Annotated in this window: 19 protein-coding genes; 16 read left to right on the top strand and 3 right to left on the bottom strand. The window is 58.5% G+C overall.

Annotated features, from left to right (window positions below; all coding sequences use genetic code 11):
• The first annotated feature begins 588 nt into the window (after positions 1 to 588).
• Positions 589 to 939, top strand: coding sequence for a hypothetical protein (locus G359_RS09715; protein WP_045835967.1), 351 nt, complete (start codon positions 589 to 591; stop codon positions 937 to 939).
• A 70-nt stretch (positions 940 to 1,009) separates the two neighbouring features.
• Entirely contained in the window at positions 1,010 to 1,285 is a 276-nt protein-coding gene (locus G359_RS09710; protein ID WP_045835966.1) for a hypothetical protein, read from the top strand.
• A gap of 40 nt (positions 1,286 to 1,325) precedes the next feature.
• Here the strand turns inward: G359_RS09710 and G359_RS09705 are convergent, their stop codons facing one another.
• Positions 1,326 to 1,679, bottom strand: a complete 354-nt coding sequence (locus G359_RS09705) for a hypothetical protein (RefSeq protein ID WP_045835965.1) — start codon at positions 1,677 to 1,679, stop codon at positions 1,326 to 1,328.
• Positions 1,680 to 1,756: 77 nt separating this feature from the next.
• Here G359_RS09705 and G359_RS09700 point away from each other — a divergent pair, with 77 nt between their 5' ends.
• The 9 genes from G359_RS09700 (at position 1,757) to G359_RS09665 (ending at position 11,542) form a co-directional block, all read left to right on the top strand.
• The gene (locus tag G359_RS09700; RefSeq protein ID WP_045835964.1) at positions 1,757 to 1,996 is read left to right on the top strand and encodes a hypothetical protein; all 240 of its coding nucleotides are present in this window, start codon (positions 1,757 to 1,759) and stop codon (positions 1,994 to 1,996) included.
• Between the two features lie 177 nt (positions 1,997 to 2,173).
• A complete protein-coding gene (locus G359_RS20425) occupies positions 2,174 to 2,632 on the top strand; it encodes a hypothetical protein (protein WP_156150723.1) in 459 nt (152 codons plus the stop codon).
• A 429-nt stretch (positions 2,633 to 3,061) separates the two neighbouring features.
• On the top strand, positions 3,062 to 3,151 hold the full coding sequence (locus G359_RS09695) for a K(+)-transporting ATPase subunit F (RefSeq protein WP_045835963.1): 90 nt from the start codon (positions 3,062 to 3,064) through the stop codon (positions 3,149 to 3,151).
• 12 nt (positions 3,152 to 3,163) lie between these two features.
• A complete protein-coding gene (kdpA, locus tag G359_RS09690) occupies positions 3,164 to 4,867 on the top strand; it encodes a potassium-transporting ATPase subunit KdpA (RefSeq protein ID WP_045835962.1) in 1,704 nt (567 codons plus the stop codon).
• A 20-nt stretch (positions 4,868 to 4,887) separates the two neighbouring features.
• Complete coding sequence (kdpB, locus tag G359_RS09685; protein ID WP_045835961.1) at positions 4,888 to 7,002, top strand: potassium-transporting ATPase subunit KdpB; 2,115 nt, start codon at positions 4,888 to 4,890, stop codon at positions 7,000 to 7,002.
• A gap of 11 nt (positions 7,003 to 7,013) precedes the next feature.
• Positions 7,014 to 7,619 (top strand): K(+)-transporting ATPase subunit C, encoded by a 606-nt coding sequence (locus tag G359_RS09680; RefSeq protein WP_045835960.1) that lies wholly within the window; start codon positions 7,014 to 7,016, stop codon positions 7,617 to 7,619.
• A 37-nt stretch (positions 7,620 to 7,656) separates the two neighbouring features.
• Positions 7,657 to 10,380, top strand: coding sequence for a sensor histidine kinase (locus G359_RS09675; protein ID WP_045835959.1), 2,724 nt, complete (start codon positions 7,657 to 7,659; stop codon positions 10,378 to 10,380).
• Positions 10,377 to 11,081 carry a response regulator gene (locus tag G359_RS09670; protein ID WP_045835958.1) on the top strand — a complete coding sequence of 235 codons (705 nt, stop codon included), beginning with the start codon at positions 10,377 to 10,379 and terminating at the stop codon, positions 11,079 to 11,081. The genes G359_RS09675 and G359_RS09670 overlap by 4 nt, the downstream gene beginning before the upstream one ends.
• Complete coding sequence (locus G359_RS09665) at positions 11,078 to 11,542, top strand: PTS sugar transporter subunit IIA (RefSeq protein ID WP_052699284.1); 465 nt, start codon at positions 11,078 to 11,080, stop codon at positions 11,540 to 11,542. Before G359_RS09670 ends, G359_RS09665 begins: the two co-directional genes overlap by 4 nt.
• Before the next feature lie 25 nt (positions 11,543 to 11,567).
• Here G359_RS09665 and G359_RS09660 read toward each other — a convergent pair whose 3' ends face one another.
• Both G359_RS09660 and G359_RS09655 read right to left on the bottom strand, forming a co-directional pair.
• Complete coding sequence (locus tag G359_RS09660; protein WP_045837852.1) at positions 11,568 to 13,109, bottom strand: acetolactate synthase large subunit; 1,542 nt, start codon at positions 13,107 to 13,109, stop codon at positions 11,568 to 11,570.
• Between the two features lie 137 nt (positions 13,110 to 13,246).
• A complete protein-coding gene (locus G359_RS09655; RefSeq protein WP_045835957.1) occupies positions 13,247 to 13,468 on the bottom strand; it encodes a hypothetical protein in 222 nt (73 codons plus the stop codon).
• A gap of 235 nt (positions 13,469 to 13,703) precedes the next feature.
• On the opposite strand from G359_RS09655, the gene G359_RS09650 reads away from it, so the two are divergent.
• The 5 genes from G359_RS09650 to G359_RS09630 all read left to right on the top strand — a co-directional run bounded on the left by G359_RS09650 (position 13,704) and on the right by G359_RS09630 (position 17,569).
• Positions 13,704 to 14,045 carry an ArsR/SmtB family transcription factor gene (locus tag G359_RS09650; RefSeq protein ID WP_045835956.1) on the top strand — a complete coding sequence of 114 codons (342 nt, stop codon included), beginning with the start codon at positions 13,704 to 13,706 and terminating at the stop codon, positions 14,043 to 14,045.
• A complete protein-coding gene (locus G359_RS09645; RefSeq protein ID WP_045835955.1) occupies positions 14,042 to 14,500 on the top strand; it encodes an SRPBCC family protein in 459 nt (152 codons plus the stop codon). Before G359_RS09650 ends, G359_RS09645 begins: the two co-directional genes overlap by 4 nt.
• A 31-nt stretch (positions 14,501 to 14,531) precedes the next feature.
• Positions 14,532 to 14,768, top strand: a complete 237-nt coding sequence (locus G359_RS09640; protein ID WP_045835954.1) for a hypothetical protein — start codon at positions 14,532 to 14,534, stop codon at positions 14,766 to 14,768.
• Positions 14,768 to 16,282, top strand: coding sequence for a sodium:solute symporter family protein (locus G359_RS09635; RefSeq protein ID WP_197077558.1), 1,515 nt, complete (start codon positions 14,768 to 14,770; stop codon positions 16,280 to 16,282). The genes G359_RS09640 and G359_RS09635 overlap by 1 nt, the downstream gene beginning before the upstream one ends.
• A gap of 243 nt (positions 16,283 to 16,525) precedes the next feature.
• Positions 16,526 to 17,569, top strand: a complete 1,044-nt coding sequence (locus G359_RS09630; RefSeq protein WP_045835953.1) for a cytochrome-c peroxidase — start codon at positions 16,526 to 16,528, stop codon at positions 17,567 to 17,569.
• The last annotated feature ends 70 nt before the right edge of the window (positions 17,570 to 17,639 follow it).

Below are 17,639 nucleotides of genomic sequence, written 5' to 3'. Positions count from 1 at the left end.
GCCACGGCCCGCACTACCCTCGGTGCGGCTGCCCCCAAATGCCGTGGCTAAAGGGTGCACCCCGGTTAGGCAGGGGATCGGGGTGCCTCCATTTCTGGTTTGTGTATCGGAAAACTTTATGTCGATCGCGAAGAGCCAGCGTCCGGCTCAGAGGCCGATTTTCTCATGAGTGAATTGAGCTGACCGAAAAGTAATGGTCCCTCAACCTGATCGTCCTGATAGCCCTCTTCGCGCAATTTGCGCTTGATATCGGCGACTGTCGCGCATCTCCCCGATCGAGCAAGCTCGAACGCTCTTTCCAATTGCGAGACACGAATTTCCACGGCGATGCTCCTCAATCCTCATTCAATTTTTGCGACACATTCTTCAAAGGTCGCTCCGGACAGCCCGTTTTTGGGGCGCGACACCCTGGCCCGCCATCATTCGGCCACGTCACATTGCGTTCAGCTTCTCCGCTCTCATCCTTCGCCTCATTTACCATTGGCTGACAGCCGCGTTGTGAGACGCGTGCGTCAGCTATGCACAATCAGCCATGCACAAAATGGTTTGGGGCGGTTTGGAGTTCCGATTTCATCTGGAATTTGTTCAATGACCGATCACCACCCTAAGGCCGACGTGGCCCGTGTCTTCATTGCTTGCAGTGCGGAATACCGTAACCGCAAAGCTCTGGTGGAGGCTTTGGGATCTATCTTTCTCGACACCATCGAAGGCCGGCGCGAGTACTACTACTTCGAATGTCCCGTCATAAATGAAATCTTCGACGATGGCGTTTTCGGCCGTTCTGCATTTCGGCGGTTTGTGTCCGGAAATGCAACAGATGCGACAGCTATAAAGTCTCTGAAGATCACGCATATTGTGGCCGGCGGCGACGATGCGTTCGTCACATCTCTCGTGTCGGATTTGGAGGCGCCCAACGCCGCCCTCGTGCGTCTTGTGTAAAGCGCGCGAACCTTAGCCCACCTGTAAGCGTTATCCCGATAACGAGACTTCTCGAGATCGAGGATCAACAATGGGTAAACGCAAAATGCAAATCGTCGAGCCTGAGGCTTTCGATCCCGATGAGCTTTCGCCAGTGACGGCGCCGCTGCCGGGAATGCCGGAAACCGTTCCCTCCTATCCGGGAGACGAAGACGATTCTGATGATGAGCGGGAAGACGAGAACGAAGCCGTCCCGGGCGAAGGAACCGACCCGAAGTCAATTTCGGTCAACGTCGAAATTGAAAATCATGAGGCGGCGCGTGAGCGCCTCAGCGTCGATACCGACGATAGAGATGAGGATGAATAGATACCGGACGGGCCGAACCGCCCGGCATCAAATATTCGCGCTAATGAACAGCGCGATACCTCTGCGCACCCTGCTCGGCGATCAGTCCTTTGACTGCAATGATCGCGCTCGACATACGGCGCTTCACCGGATAACGCGGGGGCGGTTCGGATGTGAAGACAGGCGGAATGTTCCGTTCAGTGATCACGCGGCAGAAGGCGACAGTCTCCGGGTCTTGCGAATAAGGAAGAACCACTGCGTCGATCGTTTTTGACTCGAGCAGCTTTTCCGCTGACACAAAATTCGACACCACATGGGTCGTCGCGCCTGCGTTGGTGAACGATTGGCGCAAGTCAAACGCAGATTCGCCATTCGCATCGACAATAAGCACAGAGATATTTTTGAGAGTCGTCATAGTGGGTACCTTGCGGCGCGATACGGTCGCGCTTTCCGCTTGGAGCTTGGACCCATGCCGGATCAAGCAGTCCCAGGATGATGACAGCAACGCACCGGGAACGTGCTGACAAAGCCATTAATGCGCCCGATGATAGCAGCTATGCATTTGGTCAGATTTCAAGCAAGCAGAACTTTCGTCTCTGTACGAACATTCGTCGCTGCATTGCACATTCTCAACGCGCTCTAGAGAAGGGAATGTTTTCCAAACAGCGCTTTCTTCAAATGCGCCCGCTCTCTTCGATCGAAGAGATTTCGGAATTCAATTCAAAATTCTGAGCGATTGCCTCGGCGTGGCCCTTTGAAATCTCGGGGCTCCCTGCGTGCATTGTTTGCATCACTGCTTTGTTACGTACCGTGAACCATTGAACATCACTTCGACTCCGCGGATTGGCGGAACACCTCGCATCTGCATCCGTTGAACAAGCAGGATCAACATGAGAGGAGAAATACATCATGAAGCGCATGTTAGCGGCGACTGCTGCTGGTCTTCTGCTCAGCGCGAGCGCGGTGTTTGCTGCGGGCGCCGGCGGCGGTGGCGCAGCAGGATCAGCTGCCGGGGTCGGCGCAGGATCATCGAGCGCCGGCGTAGGATCAAGTACCGGCGCGGGATCAGGTAGCGGGTCGAACTACAATCCTGGATCGACCACTCCGTTAATACCCACGCCTCGCATTGGTGGCAGCGATGCTGCGACAGGCACCGCGGGCACCGGATCAACCACGGGCGCCGAAAGCAGTTCGTCTACGGGATTCAATCCGGCGACGCCGAATAATGGGGCGGGTACCGGATTATCGGGCACGACTTCGAGTACGAGTGGGACGGGTGCGATGACCACCGGTCCAGTGCCGGGTCAAACCACCAATCCGGAAAATTCAACGGCCATTCCGCAATCGGGCGCGCCCACCACTCCATAGCAAACAGAACCGCTGCTCCTGCGCACAATATAACGGCGCCGTCTCGCTTCCTGGGCATGAGCGAGACGACGCCGTTTTGCTTTTCGGCCCGCCTTTCATTCAAATTTTCACCCAGCCGATAGGAATTCGCGCGCGATTTCGCGCTTTATTATTCGACAGCATATTGACGCCGGCTGACAGGCGCTGGACGCGACCTGCAGCGCCAATCGCGTCGCGGTCTTTATGAGATTCCTATAAGTAGCCACGCCCGGCCAACTCGAATTCATACGCTACGAGTGGCATCTAACCGCCGTTGGCCATCCATCTTTGCGCAAAATCAAACGAACGGAACACCCGATGTACGACATCATCCTACTGGCGGGCGGATTGGCGCTTTTCGCGCTTTCCATCGCTTACGCTTTTGCCTGCGACCGGCTGTGAGGGCTTCTCATGATATTCGATTACGCATTGGCAGGGGTCGTGACGGCCGGCCTGCTCGTCTATCTCATCTATGCGCTCGTGCGCCCTGAGTCCTTCTGAAAGGCATCTCAAATGACCCTCGTTGGTTGGGCGCAGGTCGCCCTGTTCTGCGCAGTCGTCATTGCGCTCGTGAAGCCTCTCGGCTGGTACATGTATCGTGTATTTTCTGGCGAAAGGACATTTCTTTCGCCGGTTATCAGGCCGATGGAAGTCTCTCTTTATAAAATCGCCGGTGTGAACGAGCGATCCGAGCAGGATTGGCTAACCTATGCCGTCTCCATGCTGATGTTCCACGTCGGCGGATTTCTTATTCTCTATGTCCTGCTGCGCACGCAAGGCTGGTTACCATTCAATCCTCAGGGCATGACGGCCGTCGCGCCAGATCTGTCGTTCAACACGGCGGTCAGCTTCATCACGAATACGAACTGGCAGAACTATGGTGGAGAAACGACCGTTTCGTATCTCACCCAGATGCTTGGCCTCACGCATCAAAATTTCCTGTCGGCCGCCACCGGTATCGTCATCGCCATCGCGCTCATCCGCGGCTTCGCTCGCGCCTCGACGCGCAGCATCGGCAATTTCTGGGTCGATATCACGCGCTGCACGCTCTACATTCTATTGCCTATTTGCATTCCCTTTGCGCTCTTCCTGGTTTGGGACGGCATACCGCAGACGCTTGGTGCTTACGTCGACGCGACGACACTCGAAGGCGCCAAGCAGACAATCGCCGTCGGGCCCGTCGCCTCGCAGATTGCCATCAAGATGCTTGGCACGAACGGCGGCGGCTTCTTCAATGCCAACGCGGCGCATCCTTTCGAAAATCCGACGGCTTTCTCCAACTTCGTGCAGATGGTGTCGATCTTTGCCCTCGGTGCTGCGCTCACGAACGTCTTCGGCCGCATGGTCGGAAATCAAAAGCAGGGCTGGGCGATCCTGTGGGTGATGGGCGTTCTGTTCATCGCGGGCGTCGCCGTCTGTTACTGGGCAGAATCCGCCGGCGTCACCGGCATCAATGAACTCGGCCTGACCGGCGGCAACATGGAAGGCAAAGAGGTTCGCTTCGGCATCATCGCATCCGCGCTCTTCGCCGTCGTCACGACTGCCGCTTCGTGCGGCGCCGTCAACGCCATGCACGACAGCTTCACCGCACTCGGCGGCATGATCCCAATGATCAACATGCAGCTCGGCGAGATTATAGTCGGCGGCGTGGGCGCGGGCTTTTACGGCATGCTGATCTTCATCGTCATCGCGATCTTCGTCGCCGGCCTGATGGTTGGCCGTACGCCCGAGTACGTCGGCAAGAAAATTGAATCGAAGGAAGTGAAGATGGCGATGCTCGCGATCCTCGTGCTTCCGTTGATGTACCTGGGTTTCAGCGCTGTCGCCACGGTCCTTCCGTCCGCCCTCGCCTCGATTGCGAACAACGGACCTCATGGCTTCTCGGAGATTCTCTACCTCTACACATCCAGCACGGCAAATAACGGGTCGGCCTTCGGCGGTATCACGGGCAACACGCCGTTCTATAACGTCACCGGCGCCATCGCGATGTTTGTCGGCCGCTTCTTCATGATCGTTCCGGCGCTCGCCATCGCCGGTTCGATGGCGGAGAAGAAAACTGTTCCCCCGTCGGCTGGTACTTTTCCAACAACCGGCAGCCTCTTCGTGGGATTGGTCGTCGGCGTCATCCTGATTGTAGGCGGCCTGACGTTCTTCCCTGCCCTCGCTCTTGGTCCGATCGTCGAGCAGATCTCGATGACCAGAAACATGCTCTTCTGATTTCTCCGGAGATACGCGAAATGGAAACTACCGTCCGCAAGAAGGGCTCGGCCGCTACGATGCTCGACCCCCACATTGTCATTCCCGCAATCGGGTCGTCATTCGCCAAGCTCGATCCGAGAACGCTGATCAAAAATCCGATCATGTTCGTGCTCGAGATCGTGTCGATGTTGACGACGATCATCTTCATCCGAGACCTCATTCAAGGTGGCGAGCACCTTGCATTCACTTTCCAAATCATCCTGTGGCTGTGGTTCACGGTGCTCTTTGCCAATTTTGCCGAGGCAATAGCCGAGGGACGCGGAAAAGCGCAGGCTGATGCGCTTCGTCAGCAACGCAGCGAAACGCAGGCGAAACTGATGAACGGCCGGGATAAGACGTCCTTCAGGCTCGTTCCCGGCACGTCGCTCGCGGTTGGCGATGTTGTTCTCGTTGAAGCCGGCGAGACGATCCCTTCCGACGGCGAGGTCATCGAAGGAATCGCGTCGGTGAATGAATCGGCGATTACTGGCGAGTCGGCTCCTGTCATTCGTGAGTCCGGTGGCGATCGCTCCGCTGTGACGGGAGGCACCCAGGTTTTGTCAGACTGGATCGTCGTTCGCATCAGCGCGGCACAGGGGTCGACGTTCCTCGATCGCATGATCCGGCTTGTCGAAGGGGCCGAGCGGCAGAAGACACCGAACGAGATTGCACTCAATATTCTGCTCGCCGGATTGACGATCATCTTCGTCTTCGCCACGGCGACAATTCCGAGCTACGCGTCTTATGCCGGCGGCACCATCTCCGTCGTCGTGCTCGTCGCGCTGTTCGTGACGCTCATTCCAACGACGATCGGCGCTCTGCTATCCGCCATCGGCATCGCGGGCATGGATCGCCTCGTGCGGTTCAACGTTCTTGCGATGTCCGGGCGTGCGGTCGAAGCCGCAGGCGACGTCGACACGCTACTCCTCGACAAGACAGGTACGATAACGCTCGGCAACCGCCAGGCGACAGAATTCCTGCCTCTCTCAGGCGTCAGCGAAGCCGAGCTTGCCGATGCCGCCCAGCTCTCGTCACTCGCCGACGAGACGCCGGAGGGCCGTTCGATCGTCGTGCTCGCGAAGGAAAAGTACGGGCTTCGCGGCCGTGAGATCGCGGATGTCAAAGCCCGCTTCATACCGTTCACCGCGCAGAGCCGGATGAGCGGCGTCGAGACCGATGAATCGTCCATTCGCAAGGGCGCCGTCGATGCGGTGATCAGATACGTCAGTTCCGTTGGTGCTTCACCGCTTTCTGCCGGATCGGCGGCGCAAGCCTTGCGGCCGGCGATGAGCACCGAAACCGCGCGCGAAATAAAACTCATAACGGATACGATTTCAAAATCTGGCGGTACGCCGCTTGCCGTTGCGAAGGACGGCAAGCTGCTCGGCGCCATCCATCTCAAGGACATCGTCAAGGGCGGTATTCGCGAACGCTTCGCGGAGCTGCGCCGCATGGGCATTCGCACTGTCATGATCACGGGCGACAACCCGATGACGGCGGCGGCGATCGCGGCGGAAGCCGGCGTCGATGATTTCTTGGCGCAGGCAACGCCCGAGGATAAGTTGCGCCTCATCCGTGACGAACAAGCTAAGGGCAAGCTCGTCGCAATGTGCGGCGACGGCACGAACGATGCTCCGGCTCTCGCTCAAGCCGACGTCGGCGTCGCGATGAACACGGGCACGGTCGCCGCCCGCGAGGCCGGCAACATGGTCGATCTCGACAGCAACCCGACGAAGCTGATCGAGATCGTGGAAATCGGGAAACAGCTTCTGATGACGCGTGGCGCCTTGACGACGTTCTCCATCGCGAACGACGTCGCCAAATACTTCGCGATCATTCCGGCGATGTTTCTTGCCTTTTATCCGCAGCTGCAGGTCCTCAACATCATGAACCTCGGCAGCCCGCAGAGCGCGATCCTGTCTGCGATCATCTTCAATGCGCTGATCATCATCGCTCTCATTCCGCTGGCGCTGAAAGGCGTCGCCTTTCGCCCGATCGGCGCGGGTCCTCTGCTCCGCAGAAATCTTCTGATCTATGGCCTTGGCGGCGTCTTGATCCCGTTCATCGGCATTAAGGCGATCGACATCGCCGTCAACGCTTTGCACCTCGTCTAAGGGGAACTTCAATGATAAAACTTTTGCGTCCGGCGTTTGTGCTGCTCGTCTCGCTGACGATCCTAACCGGCCTCATCTATCCTCTCGCGATGACCGGAATCGCCGGCGCGCTCTTTCCACGCCAAGCGCAGGGGAGCCTGATCGTGCGCGATGGAAAAGTCGTCGGGTCGGAACTGATCGGCCAGAATTTCACGAGCGACCGGTATTTCCGGGGCCGGCCGTCGGCGACGACCGGCACCGACCCCTCCGACGCGACCAAAACCGTGCCGCAGCCTTATAATGCGGCCAATTCGATGGGTTCGAACCTCGGCCCAACGAACAAGGCGCTGATCGATCGCGTCAAGGGCGATGTCGATAAGCTCAAGGCGGAAAACCCTGCCGAACCCGTTCCACTCGATCTGGTGACGACGACCGGCAGCGGGCTCGATCCGGATATTTCTCCCGCGGCAGCATATTTCCAGGTGCCCCGCGTCGCTAAAGCGCGCAACTTGCCGGAGCAAGATGTTAAGCAACTCGTCGATAGGCATATCGAAGGCCGCCTTTTTGGTTTAATCGGTGAACCCCATATCAATGTCCTGGCGCTGAACCTCGATCTGGATCGCGTGGCCGCTCATTAAAGATGACGCGGCGGCAAGCGCTCCTGGAATGGCCTAGATGGCGGACGACACCCACGCGGAGCACAAACGGCCGTCACCGGACGCTCTTCTCGAGATTTCACGTCGAGAGGCACGCCGCAGCGGCCGTTTAAAGATATTTCTCGGCGCCGCTCCTGGCGTCGGAAAGACGTTTGAGATGCTGCGTACCGCGCGCTCCAAGATCAAAGAAGGCGCAGATGTTGTCGCGGGCGTTGTCGAGACACATGGCCGAAAGGAGACCAAGGCACTCCTGCGCAGCATCGAGTTCATTCCACCGCGAAAGATCGAATATAAGGGGAAGGTTCTCGACGAGCTGGATCTCGATGCACTTATCGCGCGCCGCCCACAAATCGCGCTGGTCGATGAACTCGCCCACACGAATGCGCCGTCGAGCCGGCATCCCAAACGTTATCTCGATGTCGAGGAGCTCTTGGATCAGGGCATTGACGTCTACACGACGATCAATATCCAACATATCGACAGTCTCAACGAAGTCGTCGCACAGATTACCGGCGTGCGGGTGCGCGAAACGGTGCCCGATTCAATTCTCGCCCGTGCCGACGACATCGAGCTCGTCGATATTACACCCGAAGATCTGATCCAGAGGCTCAAGGACGGGAAAGTTTATATTCCCGAGCAGGCGCAACTCGCGCTCGAGAACTTTTTCTCGCCCGTCAATTTGACGGCACTTCGCGAGCTGGCGTTGAGGCGAACGGCCGATCGCGTCGACGAACAACTCGTTACGCAGCTACGCGCCAAAGCGATATCCGGTCCGTGGGCGGCTTGCGAACGCGTTCTGGTTTGCATCAGTGAAGACCCACGCTCGGCGGGGCTCGTGCGTTACGCAAAACGCGCGGCCGACCGCCTGCATGCGCCTTGGACGGCGTTGACGATAGAGACACGGCGCAGCCTCCGTTTTTCCGATGAGGAGCGAAACCGTATCGCTGAGGCACTGCGCCTTGCCGAGCAGTTGGGTGCCGAAACGCGGACTATTCCTGCGAGTTCGCGAAACATTGCCGACGACATCATGGCGTATGCGCGGGAGCATAACGTCACGCAGATCATCATCGGCAAGTCCGAACGCCCGCGCTGGTTCGAGATTCTCAACGGATCGATCGTTCACGATCTCGTCCGGCAATCCGCCAACATCAGCGTTCATGTCATTTCTGGCGAGCAGCTGCCTGCGGGCCCGAAGCAGAGACCGGCGGTTCGAACTGCGCCCGAGACGCCTTCAAACAACTTTCTCGCTTATATATTCGCCGTGGCGGCAGTGGCCCTCGCGCTTGCCATAGCATGGCTGTTCAAGCCGTGGATCGGCGTCGAGAGCGTCGACCTCATTTTTCTGACAGGTATTATCGCCGTCGCGGTTCGCTATGGTCTTCTGCCTTCGCTCGTCGCGAGCGTGCTCGGATCGCTGACGTACAATTTCTTTTTTCTTCCGCCTCTCTATACATTCACCATTTCGGATCCAAAGAACGTCGCCGCGTTCGTTTCGTTCGCGGTCGTGGCCGTCATCGTTTCAAACATCGCCGCTCGCATGCGCAGCCAAGCCGTCATCGCGGTCAATCGCGCCAGCACGACGGAATCGCTCTACGGGTTCAGCCGCAAGCTCGCCGGGACGGGCGCGCTCGATGATGTTCTCTGGGCGACTGCTTTTCAGATCGCTTCCATGTTGAAGGTTCGCGTCGTGCTTCTGCTTCCGGAGAATGGCGGCATCGCCGTCAAGGCCGGCTATCCTCCGGAGGATACACTCGATGCCTCGGATCTCGCGGCAGCCACCTGGGCGTGGACGAACGATCGTCCCGCCGGACGTGGCGCGGACACGCTGCCTGGCTCTCAAAGGCTCTTTCTGCCGCTGCACACCGATCGCGGCGTCGTTGGCGTCGTCGGGATCGATAGCGACAAACCGGGGCCATTGCTGACGCCCGATCAGCGGCGACTGTTCGATGCTCTGATCAACCAGGGCGCCCTCGCCATCGAGCGCATACGATTGGTCCAGGACATCGAACAGGCGAAGCGCACGATGGAGACCGAGCGTCTTCGCGCCGCGCTGCTGACGTCTTTATCGCATGACCTCAAGACTCCGCTTGCGGCAATTCTCGGAGCCGCGAGCACCCTGCGCGACGTCTCCGACAAACTCGATGACGCGTCACGCGGCGAGCTACTTTCAACGGTCATCGATGAATCCGAGCGCCTCAACCGCTTCATTGCAAATTTGTTGGACATGACAAAGCTCGAAGCGGGCGCCGTTGCGCCGAAGCCAGAGGTGCACGACGTCAACGAGATCGTCGACGCGACGCTCAAACGAGCAAAGAAAATTCTGGCGCATCATCGCGTTCAATACAGTGCGGGTTCGGACAATCCACAAGTCCAGGCCGACCCGGTCCTCCTGGAGCAGGTGCTTTTCAATATTCTGGATAATGCCGCCAAATATGCTCCGGAAGGCACAGCCATTCAAATCAACGCGTGGCAAGATTACGACCGGCTGACGTTGCAGATTTCGGATGAAGGTCCTGGAATTCCATCCGCCGATCTCGAGCGCATCTTCGATAAATTCTATCGCGCTTATAAAGGTGATCGGGTTCGCGCCGGTACGGGCCTCGGGCTTCCGATCGCGCGGGGTTTCGTCGAGATCATGGGCGGTACGATAACAGCCTCCAACCGTATCGACGGCCACGGTGCCGTGTTCACGATTTCCTTGCCCGCGGGATATGAGAGCGAAACCTTGGATCACGCCGCATGAGTGCGCCTCTAAAAGTTCTGATCATTGACGACGAGCCGCCTATTCGAAAGCTCCTCCGCATGGGGCTTGCGACCCAGGGCTATCAGGTTACGGACGCGCCCAACGCCAAAGCCGCTTTGGAGTTATTGGAGACAAGACCCGATCTCATCATCCTGGATCTCGGACTTCCAGATATGCAAGGTCTCGATCTTCTGCGCGCTCTTCGCTCGCGAAGCGAATCCGTCCCCATTGTGGTGCTTTCGAGCCGGGCCGACGAAAACGCTAAGGTTCATGCGCTCGATCTCGGCGCCGACGACTACGTTACGAAGCCGTTCGGCATCAATGAGCTTCTTGCCCGCATTCGCGCTGCGCTTCGCCACCAGCTGCAAAGCCATGGCGAGCGTCCGATCTTTCGGACTGGAGATTTGACGGTCGACCTCGTCCGGCGCATCGTCAAAGTCGGCGAGCGCGAGGTGAAGCTTTCGCCGAAGGAATATGATCTTCTCCGCTTATTCGTTCAGCACGCGGGAAAAGTGCTTACCCATAACTTTTTGCTGCGGGAACTCTGGGGGCCCTCGGCAGATTCACAGTACGTGCGTGTCTACGTCCGCCAGTTAAGGCAGAAGATTGAAGCGCGTCCGGACAGCCCTGAATACATTCTGACCGAAACAGGCGTTGGATATCGACTTCGCATTCCCGACGAACTTGAGCAGGCGAAATGACAATTAACATCTCGAGCTTTCTCTCACCGAGCGACGTATTCCTCGATGTCCGCTCGCCGGACAAATTCTCTCTGCTACGCGACCTCGCGCAGCGTGCGTCGCCTTCCACAGGGTTGACCAGCGACATGATCGTCGCCGAGCTCATGAAGCGCGAGCAGCTCGGATCGACGGGAGTGGGTGGCGGAGTGGCCGTTCCGCATGCACGCTATATTGGACTAAAAAAGCCTTTCGGACTCGTCGCGCGTCTGAAACCGGCCGTGGATTTCGAAGCCATCGACGACCTGCCGGTCGATCTGGTTTTTGTTCTGCTCGTGCCGTCTACCGCCGATGGCGATCACCTCAATATGCTTGCTGCGGTGTCACGACGGATGCGAAGCCGCGAGGTTACGCAGAAGCTGCGTTCCATTCAGGACCCGAACATTTTCTACCGGCTGCTGATAGCGGAGCCAGAGAAGCATTGAGCCCGTAAAACCACGATCGATTGCTCTACGACATGATGGCTTCGATCAGCCGTGGTCCCTTCTGAGAGAGCGCATTTTCCAATTCGCGCGCGAGGGCTTCGGCGCTGTCGACGGCGGCGGACGGGACACCGAAGCCTTCCCCGATCCTGACCCAATCGAGGTAGGGATGATCGAGCCCGGTCATCGAGCGCGCGACAGGGCCAGGCGCGCTTACCCCTGCTCGTTGAAATTCCACATTCAAAATGTTGTAGCTGCGGTTGGAGCCGATAATCGTGATCACATCCAAATTCTCGCGCGCCTGCGTCCAGAATGCTTGAACGGAATACGCTCCGCATCCGTCGGATTCGAAATTGATGACCTTGCGGCCGGGACACGCGATCGCGGCGCCCGTTGCTGCTCCCGGACCTTGGCCGATTGCTCCGCCGGTCAACATCAGATGGCTGAAGCGCGGAGCACTTTGCGACGCGTCGAAGTATGCCATTCCCACAGTCAGCGCCTCATCCATGATGATGCTGTCTTCGGGCTGAAGGCGTGCGATGACCGCAGCGATCGACACGGCGTCGAGACTGCCTTTCGGCATAGCTGGCGGCGCCGCGCGAGGCTGGTGCGGGATATCATCAGGCGCATTGAGCGTTGTCGCCAATGCCTCGAGCGCTCCGAGGACGTCCTCCGCGCTGCTGGCCAAAGTGACCGTCTGTTCTTCGTTGGTCAAATAGCTCGGTAAACCTGGATAACCGAAAAAGGCGACAGGACGGCGCGCGCCCGCAAGCACGATCGCGTCGTAGCGACGGGTCAGCGCCTGCGCTTGATCAGGAAAGTAAGGCAGCCTCGTCGCCTTCGGCAAATCACCGCCGCGCTCCATGCGCGCGAAGAACGTATCGCAGAGGAGATCGGCGCCGGTCGCGGCCGCGATCCTGCCTGCGAGCTTCATGCCGGCTTCCGACAGGCCTTTGCCGCCCAACAGGATGGCGGACTTGCCCCGCCGCAGTGCCTTGGCGACCGCGTCCACATTTGCCGATGAATAGCTGCTTTTCGGTACCGGGCGTCGTGCGGGAATATTGTCGCCCGCGTTTGCCAACTGGCAGTCATGCGGCACGATCAGCGTCGCGATGGCACCACCATCTGTTCCCGTGGCGTGGATCGCATCGGCCAAATTGACTGCAACGCTCGCTGCGTCGGCGCTTCTCTTCGTGAACGTGCTGACCGTGTGAGCAAGAGCTTCGATATTCGATGCCAACAGCGGATCGGCGTCTATGTGCCATGTCGCATGTTCGCCGATAATGTTGAGAAGCGGCGTCCCGGCCCGGCGCGCGTTGTGCAGATTGGTCAGACCGTTCGCGAGTCCGGGCCCGAGATGGAGCAAGCACATCGCCGGCTTGGACGACATCCTGCCGTAGCCATCGGCGGCGCCGGTCGCGACGTTCTCGTGGAGACAAAGGATGCTGCGAAGCCCCGGCACCTCATCCAGTGCGAGCACCAAAGGCAGCTCGGTCGTGCCGGGATTGGCGAAACAAACTTCGATGCCCTCGCTGACTGCTGTCGCAACAAGTGATTGCGCACCATTCATACCCTGGTTCCTTCTGCTTCGCTCGCCGGGTTCTTCGAAGCGGCGCGCCAGAATCCGATACGGTGACATCGCTTTAGAGAAGAAAATGCTGCTGGCAAGATCCTACGCCGGAGGCTAACGCGTATTCGGCGGATGACCTAAGCGCTCTTTTTGAACAAATGATCGCCTATGACCTTTTCTCCGGAGCAGCACGCGACGAGATCATCGCCGGAGATTGATCTGCCGTCGCCAAACTGTATGGCGACGTTCGTTTGACCGCCGGCGATCAACCGGCAAGCTTCTTCCAACGCTGCGGAGAGGTCAGGATGCTCGTTGCCGATTGGCACGGGCATTGCGCCGAAAGTGACGAAATAAGCCATGATGTATTCCCGCTAAAATAAGCTCGCCTACTCGCGGAGTGGCGGCAGGCAAAAATTCCGGTTCGACGCCTTATGATGCGATCCGTCTACGTACCGCTCAGGCAGCCGTACGTACGCCTCCTAGTCCTCAGGCCAACGAAGAGCGACCTCATGCGTTCCAATGATCTCTACAGGGTCATGAAATTCCCGCTCCACGACGCTTGACCCTTTAAGGCGCTTCGTATAGCTCAACGATATGGTTGAACGAGACGGAAATACGCTCGACAGAGTTTTTCACGCGCTTGCCGATCCGTCGCGACGGGCGATCCTCGGCCAGCTGGCTTCAGGCGAACGCACGGTGAGCGAACTTGCCGAACCGTTGCCGATGTCGTTGGCTGCAGTCTCCAAGCACATCCAGGTTCTCGAACAATCAGGTCTCATACAGCGCTCGGTGCAATGGCGCACGCACGTCTGCAGCTTGAATGCAAAGCCCCTCGCTGAAGCGCAGAAGTGGCTCAGCTTCTACGAAATCTTTTGGAACGAGCGTTTCGATGCGTTAGAGGATCTGTTTCGCGCCAAGAAGAAGAACAAGAAATGAATGCGCCGGCAGCTCTCGTTTTCAAACGTGTGATCTCTGGTTCGCCTGACGAGATCTTCGAGGCATGGACGCAGCCGGAGCTGATGAGGCAGTGGCTGGCCCCAGGTCAGAACAAAGTCGTCGACGCCCGCACTGATGTCCGGGTTGGTGGCACCTTTTATATTCGCTCGACCGCTCCCGACGGCACCTTACACACCATTGACGGCACATACCGCGATCTGGACTTCGGACGACGCATCGTCATGACGTGGAGCTATTCCGGCCCCGTCGAACTTTTGTGCAAAATGGAAACATTGCTGGAGATCGATCTCGCATCGGCTCCCGGTGGCCAGACGTCAATGACGGTCGTGCAAACACACATCACCACACCTGAAGCAGCCGACGGCTATCGTGAAGGCTGGCCCACCTGCTTCGATAAGCTGGAGACCTCGTTCGGGGCGAGAGACCAACACTAATAAAAACGAACATAATGAGGGGGAATGCCGAATGTCCGTCGTCCGCAAGCACCGTCTTTATGCGCTTCCGCGTTGGGTGACAGCATGGTTCATCCTAGACGCCATTGTCGCTTTGGCGCCCCCGCTGTATTGGGCATTCGACGGCGATAGAACACCCCTGCTCGGCGTGCCGGCGGCGGTTTTCTACTTTATCGCTGTCTCGACCTGCATCGCGGCAAGCATTGTTGCTGCCTACTTCGCGGAAGCTCGCGTTGGGGAGGCTGGCTGATGCTGATCACATTCGGATGCATCGCGATCTTCTTCGCGCTCATCGTCATCATCTTGCAGCTTAGCGGTATCCGCGACCGAAACTTCACCGAATATGCCGTCGGTGGCCGATCATTCGGCGCGAACTATCAGGCGATGTCGTTCCTCAACACCTGGTATCCCGGTGCGATGTTCACGGCATTCGGCGGCATGGCCGCAAGCGCTGGCGTCATATCGTTTTACGTGCTCTCCTACAGCTTGCTTACCGTCGTGCTGATGTATCTGATGGCGCGGCCTGTGTGGGTGTGGGGCAAGACATTCGATCTGCGCACGCAGCCTGATCTTTTGGCGCTCCGCTTCAACTCTCGCCACATCAAGACGATTGCTGCCGCCATCGGCATTATCTCGGGCATTCCTTGGCTCGTACTTGGAATGCAGGCGCTCGGCACGCTGTTCCAACAGATGTCGCTTGGAGCTCTGTCGTTCTCAGAGGCTGTCATCGCCGGCGTCGGGGTCATCGCCCTACGCCAGATTTGGACGGTACGCATGGGCATGCGCGGCGTCGTGATCTCAGATATGGCGCAAGGCATCGTTGCCTACATCGGCGGCGGCGCGATCCTCATCGGGCTGATCGTCTGGATGGTCGTTTCGCAAGGCATCACTTTCGCTTCGCTCGATGCTGGTAAGTTCGCCATTCCGAGCATCGGTTCGAAGGAAGGTCCGCTCTACGTCTTCAGTCTCATCTTGACCGGCACAATCGGCGGCTGGTGCTGGCCGTATATTTTCGTGCGACTGTTCACAGCCGACGGCGTGCGCAGCCTCAAGAAGTCAGCTGCTGTTGCGGTGCCATTATCGTTGGCATTCGGGGTGGCGCTGCTGGTCTTCGGGATGCTCGGCTCGCAAGTCGGTGGCGTCAGCGCAGAACCCAACAACGTGTGGTTCATTGTCAGCCGCGAAGCTGGTGGCCTTTGGTTGCTCGGCCTTGCGGGCGTCGTCGTGCTTGCGGCCTCGATGGGCCACACCGACGGCAACATTCAAGCGACCGGAGCCCAAATCGCCAACGACCTCGTCGGCAACTACAAGAAGCTCGAGCAGGCCCAGCTCATCGTCATCGCCAAGATCGGCATGCTTGGCCTTACGATCCTCTCCTCTTGGCTCGCGTGCCTCGAATTGCCTGCCCTGTTTCAGCTGGCCGTGCTCGCGTACCAAGGCATTATTCAGCTCGCCGTGCCGCAATTCCTCGGGATCTTCTGGAAACGCGGCAACAAATACGGGGCCATCGCCGGAATGACGGCCGGCTTCGCGGTCGCCGTCGTGCTCGAGCTTATCTATCCCGGATATTTGCCATGGGCCTACGGCCTCACATCAGGCGCGGTGGCGCTCGTCGTGAATCTGGCGATTTACGTTGCGGCCGCCTATTTGATACCGCAGTCGCGCGAGGAGCGGCAGCGCATCGAGGAGCTGTTCGCGTTGGTCGAGCGGCGCTCGTCAGCTGCTGACGACCTCGCGCCCAACGCTGCGCCTCAAACAGCGTGAACCCACAGGGAGGAACACGATGAGCAACGCGGATATCTTTTCCGGCTGCCATCGCGAGCTTCAGGAGCGATACGGCCAGCGCGCGCTGGCCGTATCGCTCGGCCCGTAGGACATCGCCGGGTGAGTCATGGGAACGGGCTCGGGATACATGGGACTTAGGTCAATTCGTATGCGCCGCGTTCGCGCTAACTTAGCGGTAGCTCTCCTATAAAGCTCGGACATGACCATGTCTTGGAGGCGCCTATGCGTGTACCTGTTGTTTTGGCGGCGGTGGTGTTCCTGACTTCTACCCCTGGGTTCGTCATCGCTGAAGAAGACCCGGTGATGAAAGAAGCCCAATCGAAATTCGCGCCGATTCCTCTCACACCACCCCCGGTAAAAGGCGTAACCGCCAGTCCCGCACTGATCGAACTCGGCAAGGCGCTCTACTTCGATCCCCGGCTATCCCAAAGCCACAACATCAGCTGCAACACCTGCCATCAGATCGGCCTCGGCGGCGTCGACATGCTGCCCACCTCCATTGGCCACAAATGGCAGCATGGCTCGCGCAATGCCCCAACAGTATTGAACTCCATATTCAACATCGCGCAATTCTGGGACGGCCGCGCTGCAGATTTAGCGGCACAGGCCGGCGGTCCGATTCAGAATCCCGTCGAGATGGGGATCAGTCATCAGCACGCCGTCGATACCTTGAGACGCATTCCCGGTTATGAGGCGCTCTTCAAATCCGCTTTCCCATCGGAAAAAGACCCTATCACCATAGGAAATGTCGAGGATGCCATCGCAGTATTCGAAGCGACCCTCATCACGCCCAATGCACCGTTCGATAAATTCCTGCGCGGCGACGCTGCCGCTTTAACGCCTGAGCAGAGGGAGGGTCTGCAGCTGTTCATGAGCAAGGGCTGCTCGACTTGCCATTCCGGCATCAACGTCGGCGGGCAGATGTACGCGCCATTCGGCGTGATCGAGAAGCCTGGCGCCGAATTTCTGCCGCCGAATGATAAAGGCCGCTTCGACGTGACAAAGACCGCGAGCGACGAGTACGTCTTCCGCGTACCGCCGCTGCGGAATGTCGAGCTAACGCCGCCGTATTTCCATAGCGGGAAAGCGTGGGACCTTCGGCAAGCCGTTGCCGTGATGGGGAACAGTCAGCTCGGTGAAAAACTGACGGATAGCGAAATCACGAAGATCACGGCGTTCTTGCGCTCTTTGACGGGCGACCAGCCGCAGGTGACATACCCGATCCTGCCGCCAAGCGCAGCATCGACCCCAACTCCTGCACCATAACGCGTGCTCGGGATTCAGGAGTTCTACGCCGAACGGTTCATGACTGCGTGAAACCGGCCCCCCGAGCGGG

Source organism: Hyphomicrobium sp. 99, from assembly GCF_000384335.2.
GTDB lineage: Bacteria > Pseudomonadota > Alphaproteobacteria > Rhizobiales > Hyphomicrobiaceae > Hyphomicrobium_B.
This window is presented reverse-complemented; position numbering and strand designations above follow the sequence as displayed.